The organism is Mycolicibacterium boenickei, from assembly GCF_010731295.1.
GTDB classification, from domain to species: Bacteria; Actinomycetota; Actinomycetes; order Mycobacteriales; family Mycobacteriaceae; genus Mycobacterium; species Mycobacterium boenickei.
This window is the reverse complement of sequence record NZ_AP022579.1, coordinates 6,153,892-6,167,869: the sequence shown is the minus strand read 5'-3', so window position 1 is coordinate 6,167,869 and position 13,978 is coordinate 6,153,892. Positions and strand designations below refer to the sequence as shown.

Sequence of the window (13,978 nt, the reverse complement as noted above, 5' to 3'; positions counted from 1 at the left end):
GGCCACGGTCTGGCGCGGTGAGGGGTGCGCCAGACCGTGGCCGTCGGGGCTACTTTGGGGTGAAGCGCTGTGCGCCGTCGAGGCGCATCACCTCGCCGTTGACATAGCCGTTGCTCAGTAGGAATGCCGCAGCGTCCGCGTATTCATCGGGTTCGCCCAGACGCTTCGGGAACGGGATATTGGCCGCGAACTTGGCGATGGCCTCTTCCCCGACCGATTCCATGATCGGCGTCTTCATGGTGCCCGGCGCGATCGTGTTGACCCGAATGCCCGCCGAACTGAGGTCACGAGCGGCCGCGATGGTCAATCCGATGACACCCGCTTTCGCTGCGGCATATGCCGTTTGGCCGATCTGGCCCTCGTAGCCCGCGATAGACGCAGTCATCACGATGGCACCCCGTTCCCCATCCTCGCGGGGTTCTCTGGCGGCCACCGTTGCCGCGACCAGCCTGGTCAGGTTGTAGGTACCGGTGAGGTAGAGGTCGATGGTCTTGGTGAAGCCGCCCAGGTCGGCCGGGCTGCCGTCGCGCTGCACAATACGTTGGGCTACACCGAAACCACCGTGCGCCACCACGGCGTAGCGAAGCTCGCCCAGTTGGTTGGCCTGTTCGATGGCACCGAGGATGCTTTCGTCACTCGTCACGTCGGTGCTGACGAAGAGCGCCCGACTGCCCAACTCATCAGCCAGTGCCTTGCCCCTGTCGGTGGCGAGATCGGCGATCACCACGCCGAGTCCGTCGGCGTGGAGCCGGCGCACCGCGGCTTCGCCCAGGCCTCCCGCGCCTCCGCTGACAATCGCCGCAGCGCCTTCGAATTTCTTAACCGTCACCGGTACTCCTTCTCTCCTGTTGTTTTCATTGGGTTTTCGGTTGCGTCAAGTCGCCGCGACCAGGTCCCACGGGTCCTCGGTAGTGAGGCCAAGCCGGCCCAGCTTGCACGCGTACTGCCTCGTGGTGCCGTAATCTTCGGTCCAGCTCTGAGCGCGCAAAGTGAAGAGCCACAGGGGATGCTCGCGGGTAACGCCGATCGCGCCGTGCAGTTGGTGCGCGACGGTGGTGACCGGACCAACAGCACGTCCGACTGTCACTTTGGCGACCGTGACGGCATAGTCGGTGGCGGGAGAATCGAAGCCATGCTCGACGGCCGTGGTGACAGCCAGTTCTGCAGCCGCACGGGCGGTTTCAATCTCCCCGGCCATCCCGGCCAATGATTGCTGCACGGCCTGGAAAGCGCTGAGCGGGCGACCGAATTGGACACGCTCGCGCGTGTGGTCCACAGACAGTGCGGCGGCAGCGTCCAGCGCCCCGACGATCTGCAGGCAACGTGACCATGCACCGCGCCGCACCAGTTCCTCACCCACCTCCGGGTCTACAACAGCTAACTGATCGGCGGGCAGATCGAACGTGATCGAATCGCGGGGTTCGCCAGCGAGGTTGTGATCTTCGCGCAGGCTGCGGGGCGGCACCTCAACCAGGCCCACGCGCAGTCCGTCCGGAACGCGCACCGCCAGCAGCACCGTTGCGCAGGATCGTGCCCACGGCACCGACCGTGCCGTCCCGGTGACCCGGCGGCCGTTGGTGTCTGCGTCGGTAATGGCGACGGTCATCGGGCCCTCTGGCAATTCGATGCCGGCACGGAGGCCCAACCACCCTGCCAACAGGTCGGTTTCGGCCAGCGGCACTGACCCGGCATGACGGGCCAGGCCATAGAGCGAGATAGCAAGCTCTCGCGGACCGGCGCCATTATCGGGGGTGCTCGTCAGACGGGCCAGTCCGGCGTCTTCCAGGATGCGCCACAGGTCGGCGTCAAACCGATCGGGTAGGGCTCGGTGACCTAGCCGAGCGTCGAAGGCAAGCCGACCCAGATCGTCGACGAGCCGGCGAAGCTCGGCATCATCGTCATTGCGGTCACCGGAGCCGAACACTCCTCCTGCGAGTGCAGTCACCTCAACCCCATTCCGCGGGCGATCACGCCGCGCAGAACCTCGTTGGTACCGCCACGCAACGTGAACATGGGCTTGTGCATCCAGGCCGTTCTCAGCATGGTCTCCACTTCCGGAGTTGGGGGCAATGCCTCGAGCAGGTCGTCGATCAACCCGACGGACGCGGCTTCGAAGCTGGTGCCGAGGTCTTTCACCAACGCCGCCTGGTTCGCCGCGTCGCCGCCGTTGCTGAGCGTGCGGGCCACCGACAAAGACAGCTGTCGCAACGAGATCAACCGGGCCAGCAAGTCACCCACCGCGGTAGCCGTGCGGTCATCGACTGCCTGCCCGGACCCCAGCGCGCGGATTGCGGCGAACAGCAATGGGCCGGTGGAAAGGATGCGTTCAGGCCCGCTGCGTTCGAACGACAACTCCGACGTGACCTGGTGCCAACCGTTTCCGACCTCGCCGAGCACGTCGTCGTCGGGAACGAACACCTGGTCGAAGATCACCTCGTTGAAATGGTGTGCACCGGACATCAAGGCGATCGGTTCGACGCGGACGCCCTTCGCCGCGCACGGCACCAGGAACTGGCTGAACCCGGCGTGACGGTGCTCGGGGTCGGCGGGGCTGGTCCGGGCCAGCACCACCACCTGGTGTGCATGGTGGGCGCCGCTGGTCCACACCTTGGTGCCGGACAGCAGCCAACCCCCGTCGGTGCGGGTGGCTTTGCTGGTGACTGCGGCCAAGTCGGATCCCGCGCCGTGTTCGCTCATGCCGATCGACGAATACAGCTCTCCGGCAGCGATCTTGGGCAACAGGCGCTGACGCTGGTCCTCGGTGCCGTAGGTCAACAAACTCGGCGCAACCTGGCGGTCAGCGGTCCAGTGCGCTGCCACCGGTGCCCCCGCCGCGATCAGTTCCTCGGCCACCACGTAGCGGTGCAGGTGGCCGAGCTCATGACCGCCGTAGCGGCGCGGGATGGTCAGGCCGACGAAGCCGGCAGCGCCCAATCGTGCTGAAAATCCTTCATCCCAGCCGCCCAGCCACGAGTCGACGGCTGGCTGCCAGCCGAACTCTGCGTGGTCGGCTCGCAGGAAATCGCGCACGGCGGAACGAAGTTTGGCCAGCTCGGGCGCATCGTCGGCACTCACCGGGCGGCCGTCAGATAAAAGTTGGGCGTCAGGTCCTGCTCGTGGGCGGCCAGTCGGTAGTCCGACAGGTCGTCGCGGCCCTCGTCGCGAAGGATCTCCTCGTCGGTGTAGAAGTGTCCGCTGCACGTAGAGGCCGGACGGGTAACCAGCGCGTGCACCGCGTCGGCCATGATCTGCGGGCTCCGAGCCTGGGCGCGCACCTCCGCTTCGCCCATCGCAACCATCATTCCGGTGCTGGCGATCGTGGTGGCCGGCCATACCGAGTTGACCGCGATCGGCACGGAGGCGAATTCGTCGGCCCAGCCGAGTGTAAGCAAGCTTTCGGCGTACTTGCCGACGGTGTGCCCGACATGGGCGCCCACCCACCGGGGTTCCAGGCTCAGCGGCGGAGAAACGTTGACCACGTGAGCATTTGCCGATTTCCGCAAGTGCGGCAGGGCCGCCTGAACCACCGCGAAGGGACCTTCGACATTGATTTCCAGCAGCCTGCGCAAGTTCTTCGGGGGCAGAGTCTCGGTCGGTCGCAGATCCAGCGCGCCGGCATTGTTGATCACGACGTCGATGCCGCCGAACGCGTCGGCGACCGCCGCGACGGCCGATGCCACCGCGGCGGCATCACGGACATCGCACGCCACCGGAAGCGCCCGCCCGCCGGCGCGCTGCACCGCCTCCGCGGTCTCGGCCAGCGTGCCCGCGATTTTCGGACTGGGCGTCTCGGTCTTGGCCAGCAGTGCCACCGCCGCACCGTCCTGGGCCGCGCGTACCGCAATGGCAGCGCCGATACCGCGGCTGGCGCCGGTCACCACGACGACACGATCCTTCAGAGTGTTAGGAGCAGGAATGCTCACAGTCCAGTTGTCCTTCCGCCGTCGCTCGGCTGTACCCTTGAATGCTATAACTATATAGCTCATTAGTTGGCTGCTGTAGTGCGGCCACCGACCAAAGTGAGGCGCTATGACTCAGGTCGCCGCGATCGGCACCTACCTGCCGCCATGGACCGTGCGCGAACGCCGCGTGAAAGGGCCCGACGAGGACGCGCTGACCATGGCGGTCGCCGCCGGTCGTGCCGCCGACCCCGATGCCACCGCACGCCGGGTGGTGCTGGTGTCACGCGACTTTCCGCTGTTGGAAGGGGGTAACGGTGGTGTCCTGCTGGCAGGGCTGTCGCTGGCCGCCGATGTGCCGGTCAGCGAAGTGCTCGGCGGTGCACCAGCCGTGCTCGACCAACTCCTCGGGGCGATCGAGGGCACCCTGGTCATCGCCGCGGACGATGCATCGGTAGCCGGGGCGGCCGCGGTCCTGACCGGCGCCGAAGGCGCCACCCTGGCGCCGGTCGCCCGGCAGATCCGCAGCCTGCCGACCACCACCCGGGGTGAGGACGGCACGCGTCATCACTACGGGGACCCGCGGTTGGATCGTGAGGTCGGGGTCAAGTCGACCGTTGCGCGATTGAGGCTGGACAACTCCCGGAGGGTTGCGGCCGTCGTCGGCGTGAAGGCCAGAGAGCTCGGCGGCGACGTCGATGCCAGGGGTGCGATCGAAGACCCGATCTCGTCGGCCTCCGGAGTCATCCGCGCACTGGCCAATCTCATCGAGAAAGGTCAGACGAGCGGTCTGTTGCTGGCGGTCGAGCAGTCCAGCGTGACGGCGGCCGAAGTCATCACGTCAGCCAAAGCCCCGACGATCACACGTGACGAGGCCCCGTCGCGGGAGCTGCCCACATTCCGTACCGCCGAAGGCAACGGCATCCCGATCTCGCTGCCTGCCTACGCGCGCGCGTTCGAACCTAAACTGCGGTGGGAAGCGGCAGTATTCGACGAGCAGCCCGGCATCGACGTGGCTCCGCAGTTCCCGCCGCGCGCCCGGGTTAGCGACGACGGTGGCTTGGTCACCGACTACCGGTTGGAACCATTGCCGCGTACGGGGACCGTCTACACCCAGACCACCATTCGGATCCCGGTGCCGGACCTGCCCAGCCCGTATTCGATCGCCGTCGTCCAACTCGACGGCAGTTCCGTCCGGGTGCTGATGAAGGTCACCGGCGTCCCCGCGGGTGAGGCTGCCATCGGTCAGGCGGGATCGGTGGTTCTTCGCAAGATCGCCGACCGCGCCGGCGTTCCCGACTATGGCTATGCGTTTTGGCCCACAAGTACGGAAGGAACCCACGCATGAGGAATGTCGCGATCATCGGCGCGGGGATGACCCCGTTCGCCGAGCATTTCGACCTCGGCATCAAAGACCTGATCCCGATGGCGTATGCCGAGGCAGTCGCCCACGTCGACAAGGGCATCAAGAAATCAGACATCCAGGCCGCCTGGTTCGGCGAGCTGTCCACCACCGACGGCTTCCCGTCGGGCATCCTGGCCGACACCCTGGACCTCACCGACATCCCGGTCACCCGCGTCGAAAATGCCTGCGCCACCGGTAATGACGCGATCCGCAACGGGGCCTTGGCTATCGCTTCAGGGCTCTACGACGTGGTGCTCGTGGTCGGTGCGGACAAGGTACGTGAGACCTCGTCGAGCACTACGTTCTGGGATTGGGCGGCGATGACCCGCGATAACGCCTGGGACTATCCGCTGGGGCTTGTTGCACCCGCGAACTTCGCGCTGCACGTCGTCCGCTACCTGCACGAGTCGCCGGCAACCAAGGAACACATGGCGATGGTGGCGGTCAAGAACCACTTCCACGCGCTGAAGAACCCGAAAGCCCAACTGCGTTACGAGATCACCGTCGAGCAGGCCTTGGCTGCGCCGATCGTAGTGGAACCCTTCGGGCTGTATGACTGCACCCCTCAGAGCGACGGCGCGGCTGCCGTAATCCTTGCCGCCGAGGAGGTCGTGGATCGCTACACCGACCGGCCGGTCTGGGTGCGTGGTGTCGGTTTGGGTATGGACCGGGTGATGCACCAGCACAAGGGCGATATGACGAGTTTCCCGCCGACAGTACGGGCGGCGAAAGCGGCGATGGCGATGGCCGGCGTGACTCCGCGTGATATCGACGTCGCCGAGGTCCATGACTGCTTCACCGGGGTCGAGCTGATCAGTTACGAGGATCTAGGGTTCGCCGAGCGATTCGAGGCCTACAAGCTGGTCGAGGGCCGCGAGCACTACGTTGGCGGATCGATCCCGATCAATCCGAGCGGGGGACTGAAGGCTAAGGGCCACCCGCCAGGCGCAACCGGTGTCGCGCAATGCTACGAACTGTTCAACCAGCTGCGTGGTGAGGCCGAGAATCAGGTTGACGGTGCGCGAGTCGCGTTGGCCCACAACATCGGCGGCCCGACCGCGGTCTCCGCGGTCACCATCCTTTCCAACAAGAAGAACTGACGGGACATCACATGACGACATCCGAGATCGCGACCCTGGCCGGCTACGAGCAGTTCGCCCCGTGGCTGCTGGTGGAAAAGCGCGGCAACGTGCACGTGGTGAGCATCAACCGTCCCGAAGCGTTGAACGCGGTCACCGAGGAGGTGCACCACGCGTTCGCCACCATCTGGAAGGTGCTGGACGCCGACGACGATGTGAAGGCCGTCGTCACCACCGGGGTTGGCAAGGCCTTCTCGGCCGGTGGTGACATGGTGATGTTCGGTCGTCTGATCGAGGATGAGGCGGCGCGGGCATTCCAGATCCATGAAGCGCGCACGGTCTTTCTCGAGGTGATCAACTTCCCCAAACCGCTGGTATCCGCGGTCAACGGGCCCGCGGTGGGACTCGGGTGCTCAATCGCCCTGCTGTCCGATTTGCTGGTGATGGGGGAGAACAGCTACCTGGCCGACCCGCATGTCGCGGTCGGGCTGACCGCCGGTGACGGCGGTGCGGCGATGCTGCCCCTACTGATCGGCATGATGAAAGCCAAAGAGTATGTGCTGCTGGGGGATCGCATCACCGCCCCGATCGCCGAGAAACTCAACCTGGTCACCAAGGTGGTCGGCGACGATGCGGTACTCGACGAGGCACTTGCGCTGGGTGAGCGGTTGGCCGCGCTGCCGCCACAGGCTCTGCGATCGTCGAAGGTGGCGCTCAATATGCATCTGTCCCGCGCTGCGCACGGTGTGCTGGAGTACGCGCTCGCCGAAGAACTGACATCATTCTCAACCCCGGAGTTCAAGGAACGCGTCGCGGCGTTCCGGGCCCGCGCCAAGAAGTAACGATTTCGGGGCGCAGGCTTTTGTCCTGCGCCCCGAAATCGCAGGTCAGCGATAGGCGGTCACCCGCGCGGTGATCGCCACTTTGCCGTCGTCACCGATGGCCTGCGCGTCGCCGACGCCAGTGTTGCGGCCCACCCGCAGCGAGGTACCCACGTAGCGGGAGTCCGCACCGGCGAAGAACGGCCGCAGGAAGTTCACCCGTAACGAGCCCGTCCGCAGCGCGTCGTCGGTCCCGTTGATCGCCGCTGACGCGGCGAGTTCGAGACCGGTGGAAGCCACACCGCCGTGCACGATGCCGATGTCATTGTTGAGGTTGGGATCTGGGCGCTGGGCCAGTACCACGCCGTCGGTGTCGCGGCGAGGCGCTACCGCCATCAGATCCGCCAGGGTGGTCTGCGCTGTCCGCCGCAATGTTTCCGGTGGTCGCTTGGTGAGGACACCATCGGCTGGGATGAAAAACGACCGCACCGTTCCACCGCCGATCACGGCACCCCGATAGGTCAGGGTGCAGATCGACAGCGAAGTCGCTCCTATTGGACCCAGCGTGCGTGCGCTCGCGATGACGGGGCCGTTGAGATGCCTGGTGTCATCGGTGCTGAGTTCCACCGACAGCTCGGAGGACACCGTCCATTGCTCTACCGGCCTGCGGTAGTGGTTGACGATCCCGCCCGCCGCATCGATGAGGATGGCCAACGGTCCGATGGTCGGCGCGCCGGTGACCGGATTGCAGAAGCGCTCCATCGGCATCGAGTACACCGCGGTGGCCGCATCGGGGTCGGCATCCAGATACTCGATCCCGAATCGAACCTGAATGGAGTCCGGCGTCTCCAGGTCGTATTCGGTGGGGCGTTCGTCTACGCCCGTCATTCGAGAAGGTCGACGACAGTGGACAATTCAGATCCGGACAGGACGAACTCCTCTGCCTTCTGAAGATGCTTCTTCCATAGTGCGCCGGCCTTTTCCGCATCACCGGCCTTGATCATGTCCAGCACCATCCGATGTGTCTTGGCCGACCGGCGGACCGCCTGCTCGGCGCGGTCACCCCTGGTGGGCTGCAATGAGCGGTTGGCCTTCTCGATGATGTGGTGCAGCATGTCACTGACGATCTGCAGCGTGGCGTTTCCGGACAGGCGAGAAATCGCGGCGTGGAAGTCGGTGAGCTGGTCGACGGCCTCGTTGCCGGGTGTCAGCTGCGATTCACGCTCGACGATCTGCTCCAGTTCTGCGATCACCTTTGGATCCCGGTCCTTGGCCAACTGCTCGACCATCGGAACCTCCAGGGTCACGCGGGCCTCGTAAACATCCTTGACGGTGACGCTTTCGTACTCGAGGATCAGACCGGCGTAGCGTGCGAGTGTCTCGCGCTGGGGACGGGTGACGCGGGCGCCGCCCCGCACTCCGCGTTGAACTTGGATCAGCGACTCGGACTCCAGCACACGGAACGCTTCTCGCAGGGTTGGCCTCGATACCCCGAAGCGCTCCATCAGTTCGGATTCCGGGGGCAGCATGGTGCCTTCGGTGATCTCACCCCGGATGAACATCCGGCGCAGCACCGTGGCCACCCGATCCGCCATCTTCGGCTCCCGAAGACTGGTGACCTCCATGACAACCTCCACCGCTTGTGCAATCTACAAAATCATTAACTGTATTGCAGGTTAACCGAATCCCTGGTTCGATCTGGGTATTGGCGCCCCGCCAGTGACTAAAGTCATCTGTCAGTAACCCATCGCCCGACCCATGAGGTCTTTCATGATCTCGGTAGTGCCGGCGTACAGCCGCTGTACCCGTGAATCGCGCCAGAGTCTGGCAACCTCGTACTCATTGATGTAGCCGTATCCGCCGTACAGCTGTAGGCAGCGGTCGATGATCTCCCACTGGACCTCGGAGGTCCACCACTTCAGGCCTGCAGCGTCCTGGTCGGTCAGGGTGCCGTCGTTGACGGACAGCACGCACTGATCGAGGTAGGTCTGAGCGGCGTCGAGTTTGGTCTGCATCTCGGCCAGGAAGTGCCGGTTGACCTGGAACTTGCCGATCGGCTGGCCGAATGCGGTTCGTTCCAGCGCGTAGGCCTTGGTCAGATCGAGTGCGCGGCGGGCGGCGGGCAGGGCGTAACAGGCCACGCCGACACGCTCGCTGGGCAGGTTGGACACCAGATGGTAGAAGCCGCGGTTGAGTTCGCCGACCAGGTTCTCTTTGGGCACCTTGACGTCCTCGAAGAACAGTTCGGCGGTGTCGGCGGAGTATTGGCCGATCTTGTCGAGTTTGCGACCCCGGGTGAACCCCTCCATGCCGTCCTCGATCATCAGCAGGCTGATGCCCTTGTGCCGCGCCGAGGGGTCGGTCTTCACAGCGGTCAGCACGAGTTTGGAGAGCAGGCCGTTGCTGATGAAGGTCTTCTGGCCGTTGACCACCCAATGGTCGCCTTCGTCGCGGGCGGTGGTCTTGATGCCTGCCAGATCCGATCCGGCCGCAGGCTCGGACATCGCGATCGAGCCGATCAGTTCGCCCTTGACGAAGCCGGGCAGCCAGCGCTGTTTCTGTTCCTCGGTGGTGAGGTGGTTGAGGTACGGCATCAGTATGTCGTTCTGCACGCCCAGACCGATACCGACCGATCCGGTACCGAACATCTCCTCGGAGATGATCTGGTTGAACCGGAAGTCCTTGACACCCAGTCCTCCGTACTTCTCGTCGAACTCCCAGCCGATCAGGCCGTGTTCGCCCGCCGCGAGCCACGCTTCACGGCTGACCTTGCCGTCCTTCTCCCATTTCTCGACGTTCGGCACACATTCGCGCTCGAAGAATTCCCGGGCGGTGGCTCGGAAGTCGTCGTGGATCTCATCAAAGATGTTGCGGCGCATAAAAATCCCTCTACTCAGCCCACGTGACGACCGCGGGGAGTGCCTGGCCCGGGGTGTAGGTTTCGAAGAGCCGCTCGCCGAGGAGCGACTCCAGTTGATCGTGCGAACCGCACAGCGCATCCAGCTGGAATCCGCGGGTGACGTAGCGGTGCAGATCGTGTTCGGCGGTCAGGCCGATCGCGCCGCACACCTGCAGTGCTACGTCGCTGACCGCGCGGTGCGCCCGCCCGGCTGCGGACTTGGTGGTGATAGCCGACAGCTGGCCGCCGTAGCGCCACGACTCGCCGAGAAGAGCCCGCGCGCCGGCCAGCGCCGCCGACGCATCCGCGAGCGCGTGCCGGGGCGACTGGAACGATCCGATCGGTCCGCCGAATTGCACACGCACGCTGACGTGCTCGACGGCGATCCGCAACGCCTGCTCGGCCAGCGCTACCAGTTCGGTGGCCAAAGCCCGCTGTGCTGCGGCGATCGCCTGGTTCCACTCGGTGGACGCCTCGACGAGGGGAGTGTCCAGTGGACCGGTTACCTGTGTCCAGCAGACCGATGCATCGAAGGTGTCCAGGCGTTCGCCGTGTAATCCAGAGGCGTCGACCACGCAGATCGACACCGAACCCATCGGTCCTGGTACAGGGACTACCAACCGGCCCTCCAGCGGGCCGAGTGCGATACCCGAGATGTGGTGTTCATCGGAGCCAGGGAGGTGCCCAGGCGTCAGGTCGGGCAGCAGGACACGGTCGGCAGGTCCGTCGAGCAGTCCGGCCAATTCCGCCAACATGACGCGGTCCAGGCAGTCGGTGAGTGCCAGCGAGCGGCCCTGGGCGCGGAACAGTAGTTCGCAGGCCTCGACCGGATACTCGGCCTCGATGTCCGACCAGCCCAGGTCGGCGAGCCGCGGGCCGATCGCCACATGCTCGGGGGTGCCCTTGCCGGCCAGCTCGTCGAAGAGCCGGAATACCGCCTCCTCGACCATCGGCCACGATTCGTCGGTCATTTGCCCCTCTCCTTCGGGAGGCCGAGGAGGTGGTCGGCGATGATGCCGCGCTGCACTTCAGCGGTACCGCCCATCACCGTGGCGGCGCGCGAATACCACCACTCGGCACGCGCGGTGTTCAGCACGGCCCCGCCGGCCCCGACCCCGGCTATCAGGTGATCCCTGGTGATCTCGAGGACGAGATCGTTGACGTCTCTTTCGGCGCGGCCGAACAACAACTTGTCGATACTGCTGTCAGCGCCGACCGCCTCACCCGCGGCGAGCCGACGCACGGTGGTGGCGGTGCGGGCCTGAGCGGCCGCGACGTCGACGTACACCCGGGCGAAGCGCTGACGTTGTGCGGCGGTCGAACCCGCGGTGACCATGTCCTCCCGCAGACGGCTCAATTCGGTGAGCACCTTGTTCAGCACGGCGTAGCCGTACATTCCGCGTTCGTACTGCATCAGGTGCATCGCCACGGCCCAGCCACCGTCGATGTCGCCGACCACTCGCTCGCGGTCGACGCGTACATCGTCGAAGAACACCTCGGCCAGTTCCCGGCGTCCGCTGGCCAGCGCGATCGGCCGGATGGTGACACCCGGTGCATCAGCGTCGACCATCATCATGGTCAGTCCGCGGTGGCGGCTCTCGGGCGCTCCGGTGCGGACCAGCGCCAACAAGCGCGTCGCCGTCGGCCCTTGACTGGTCCAGATCTTCTGGCCGTTGAGGACGAATCCGCCGGCACCGTCGTAGACCGCGCGGGTACGCAGCGTGGCCAGGTCGCTGCCGGACTCCGGCTCGGAGAAACTCTGCCCCCACCATTCGGCACCACTGAGGTAACCGGGCAGATACTGGGCGCCCAGGTGGGATGCGAATTTCAGCAGGGCCGGGCCGAGCGTCTCCAACGTCCAATGCTGGGCCGGGATCGGCAGCATCGCGTAGCCGAGTTCCTCGTAGTAGACCGCGCGGTGAATTTCGTTGCCGCCCAGCCCTCCTGCGGACTCAGGCCATCCGTACCGGTTCCAGCCGTCGGAGTACAACCGGGCCATTACGGTGGCATCGTGGGCCAGGCCGTCCTCGGCGCTGGTGAAGGCGGCCGAGCGCCATTGATCGGCCACGTCCAGCTCACGCAGGTAGCGCCGGAAGTCCTGGCGAAACACGGCGATTTGGGCGACATACTCGTCGTGACGGCGGCCGGTCACGGCGCTGTCGGCAGGGGCGGTCAACCGGATCCCCCTTCGTTGGGTCGAGGATCCGTCGAGAAAGCCGAATCCGCTAAACAGTTATCTATAAAGGGCTACAATAGCGCAAGCCAACACTTCTTGGAGAGGGACCGCCAATGACGGCTTCACCGACCGCCGCCGCCACCGTCAACTGCAACTTCAACCCCGAGGCTCGACTGCTGATCAACGGTGAACTGCGTGAGGCGGCGACTGGTCAGACAGCCGACAACCTCAATCCCGCGACCGAGGAGGTGCTCGGTGTCACGGCCGATGCGGGTGCTGAGGATATGGACGAGGCGATCGCCGCTGCCCGTCACGCCTTCGACACCACCGACTGGTCGACCAACCGGGCGTTGCGTCAGCGTTGCCTGATCCAGTTACACGAGGCGCTGCAGGAGGAAAAGGAAGATATCCGCGCCGAGCTGATCGCCGAGGTCGGTGCGACGGTGGGGATGACCTATATCGCGCAGCTGGAATGGCCGCTGGCTGATGCCATCCGGTACCCCGCAGAGCTGATCTCCTCCTTCCAGTGGGAAAGGATGCTCGCCCAGGATGCCAAGATGGGCGTGCCTTATAACCGGGTCGTGGTGAAGGAGCCCATGGGTGTGGTCGGGGCCATCACGCCGTGGAACTTCCCGTTCGAGATCATCAGTAACAAGATCGGCCAGGTCCTGGCCACTGGTAACACCATGGTGCTGAAGCCGGCGATCGAGACCCCGTGGAGCGCGCTGCGCTGGGGTCGGATCATCGCCGAAAAGACCGACATTCCAGCCGGAGTCGTCAACATCGTGACGACGTCGGACAATGGCATTGCCCAGCGCTTGGTTACCGATCCGCGGGTTGACATGATTTCCTTCACCGGTTCGACGGCGGTCGGCCAGCTGATCCAGCGGCTGTCCGGGGACACCATGAAGCGCAACATGCTCGAGCTCGGCGGCAAATCGGCCTATCTCATACTTGACGACGCCGACATGAATATGGCGCTGCCGGGTTGTATCGGCGCGCTGATGCATTCCGGGCAGGGCTGTGCGCTGGCAACTCGAATGCTGGTGCCGCGCAGTCACTATGACCAGGCCGTCGAGGTTGCGACCGCGACATTCGGCGCTCTTGCCGTAGGTAACCCGGCCGACCCGAACACCTTCTGCGGTCCGCTGGTGTCGGCGAAGCAGCGCGACAGGGTCCTGAACTACGTCGAGATTGCGAAGGCCGAAGGGGGGCGGGTCACCGTCGGCGGCGGTGTGCCCGAGGGCTTGGCTCGTGGCTTCTTCGTGGCGCCGACGGTTGTCGCCGACGTCGCACCGGATCACACCATCTTCCAGGAGGAGGTCTTTGGCCCGGTGCTGTCGATCACCCCGTACGACGGCGGCGACGACGGTGCCGTCGAGATGGCGAACAACTCGAAATATGGTCTGGCTGGCGGGATCATGGGCTCCAACGAGCGCGCCATGGCCGTCGCTCGTCGCATCCGGACCGGCTCGCTGATGATCAACAGCGGCATGTACTACGGCGCCGATGCGCCGTTCGGCGGATACAAGATGAGCGGTATCGGCAGGCAGAACGGCATCGAGGGCTTCGAGCAGCATCTGCAGACCAAGACCATCGGATACCCGCTGAGCTGAATTTCTGGCAACTGTGTACTGAGATGTACTGCTCTGAATCTTATTCTTTGCCAGTCCACTTCTCTGTTTTGTGGGGAGATAGT

Annotated in this window: 13 protein-coding genes; 4 read left to right on the top strand and 9 right to left on the bottom strand. The window is 65.0% G+C overall.

Going from position 1 to position 13,978, the window contains the following annotated elements; genetic code table 11:
- Positions 1-49 precede the first annotated feature (49 nt).
- The 4 genes from G6N57_RS29570 to G6N57_RS29555 are packed head-to-tail and all read right to left on the bottom strand — an operon-like array spanning position 50 to position 3,923.
- The gene (locus G6N57_RS29570; protein WP_061263198.1) at positions 50-829 is read right to left on the bottom strand and encodes an SDR family oxidoreductase; all 780 of its coding nucleotides are present in this window, start codon (positions 827-829) and stop codon (positions 50-52) included.
- A gap of 45 nt (positions 830-874) precedes the next feature.
- The gene (locus G6N57_RS29565; RefSeq protein WP_061263199.1) at positions 875-1,945 is read right to left on the bottom strand and encodes an acyl-CoA dehydrogenase family protein; all 1,071 of its coding nucleotides are present in this window, start codon (positions 1,943-1,945) and stop codon (positions 875-877) included.
- Complete coding sequence (locus G6N57_RS29560; RefSeq protein WP_061263200.1) at positions 1,942-3,075, bottom strand: acyl-CoA dehydrogenase family protein; 1,134 nt, start codon at positions 3,073-3,075, stop codon at positions 1,942-1,944. The genes G6N57_RS29565 and G6N57_RS29560 overlap by 4 nt, the downstream gene beginning before the upstream one ends.
- Positions 3,072-3,923: an SDR family oxidoreductase gene (locus tag G6N57_RS29555; protein WP_235680577.1), complete on the bottom strand. Its 852-nt coding sequence runs from the start codon at positions 3,921-3,923 to the stop codon at positions 3,072-3,074. The genes G6N57_RS29560 and G6N57_RS29555 overlap by 4 nt, the downstream gene beginning before the upstream one ends.
- A gap of 106 nt (positions 3,924-4,029) precedes the next feature.
- On the opposite strand from G6N57_RS29555, the gene G6N57_RS29550 reads away from it, so the two are divergent.
- Genes G6N57_RS29550 through G6N57_RS29540 form a run of 3 tightly spaced genes read left to right on the top strand, consistent with a single transcriptional unit; the run spans position 4,030 to position 7,225 of the window.
- Positions 4,030-5,247 (top strand): Zn-ribbon domain-containing OB-fold protein, encoded by a 1,218-nt coding sequence (locus tag G6N57_RS29550; protein WP_061263201.1) that lies wholly within the window; start codon positions 4,030-4,032, stop codon positions 5,245-5,247.
- The gene (locus G6N57_RS29545; protein ID WP_061263202.1) at positions 5,244-6,404 is read left to right on the top strand and encodes a thiolase C-terminal domain-containing protein; all 1,161 of its coding nucleotides are present in this window, start codon (positions 5,244-5,246) and stop codon (positions 6,402-6,404) included. The genes G6N57_RS29550 and G6N57_RS29545 overlap by 4 nt, the downstream gene beginning before the upstream one ends.
- An 11-nt stretch (positions 6,405-6,415) precedes the next feature.
- Positions 6,416-7,225 (top strand): enoyl-CoA hydratase/isomerase family protein, encoded by an 810-nt coding sequence (locus G6N57_RS29540; protein WP_061263203.1) that lies wholly within the window; start codon positions 6,416-6,418, stop codon positions 7,223-7,225.
- Positions 7,226-7,270: 45 nt separating this feature from the next.
- Here G6N57_RS29540 and G6N57_RS29535 read toward each other — a convergent pair whose 3' ends face one another.
- The 5 genes from G6N57_RS29535 to G6N57_RS29515 form a co-directional block, all read right to left on the bottom strand.
- Positions 7,271-8,092 (bottom strand): PaaI family thioesterase, encoded by an 822-nt coding sequence (locus G6N57_RS29535; RefSeq protein ID WP_061263204.1) that lies wholly within the window; start codon positions 8,090-8,092, stop codon positions 7,271-7,273.
- Positions 8,089-8,829 carry a FadR/GntR family transcriptional regulator gene (locus G6N57_RS29530; RefSeq protein WP_061263205.1) on the bottom strand — a complete coding sequence of 247 codons (741 nt, stop codon included), beginning with the start codon at positions 8,827-8,829 and terminating at the stop codon, positions 8,089-8,091. The genes G6N57_RS29535 and G6N57_RS29530 overlap by 4 nt, the downstream gene beginning before the upstream one ends.
- 111 nt (positions 8,830-8,940) lie before the next feature.
- Positions 8,941-10,083 carry an acyl-CoA dehydrogenase family protein gene (locus G6N57_RS29525; RefSeq protein ID WP_061263206.1) on the bottom strand — a complete coding sequence of 381 codons (1,143 nt, stop codon included), beginning with the start codon at positions 10,081-10,083 and terminating at the stop codon, positions 8,941-8,943.
- A gap of 10 nt (positions 10,084-10,093) precedes the next feature.
- Entirely contained in the window at positions 10,094-11,074 is a 981-nt protein-coding gene (locus tag G6N57_RS29520; protein ID WP_061263207.1) for an acyl-CoA dehydrogenase family protein, read from the bottom strand.
- On the bottom strand, positions 11,071-12,279 hold the full coding sequence (locus G6N57_RS29515; protein ID WP_061263208.1) for an acyl-CoA dehydrogenase family protein: 1,209 nt from the start codon (positions 12,277-12,279) through the stop codon (positions 11,071-11,073). Before G6N57_RS29515 ends, G6N57_RS29520 begins: the two co-directional genes overlap by 4 nt.
- A gap of 113 nt (positions 12,280-12,392) precedes the next feature.
- Between G6N57_RS29515 and G6N57_RS29510 the strand changes: the two genes are divergently transcribed.
- Positions 12,393-13,895 carry an aldehyde dehydrogenase family protein gene (locus G6N57_RS29510; RefSeq protein ID WP_061263209.1) on the top strand — a complete coding sequence of 501 codons (1,503 nt, stop codon included), beginning with the start codon at positions 12,393-12,395 and terminating at the stop codon, positions 13,893-13,895.
- Positions 13,896-13,978: the final 83 nt, after the last annotated feature.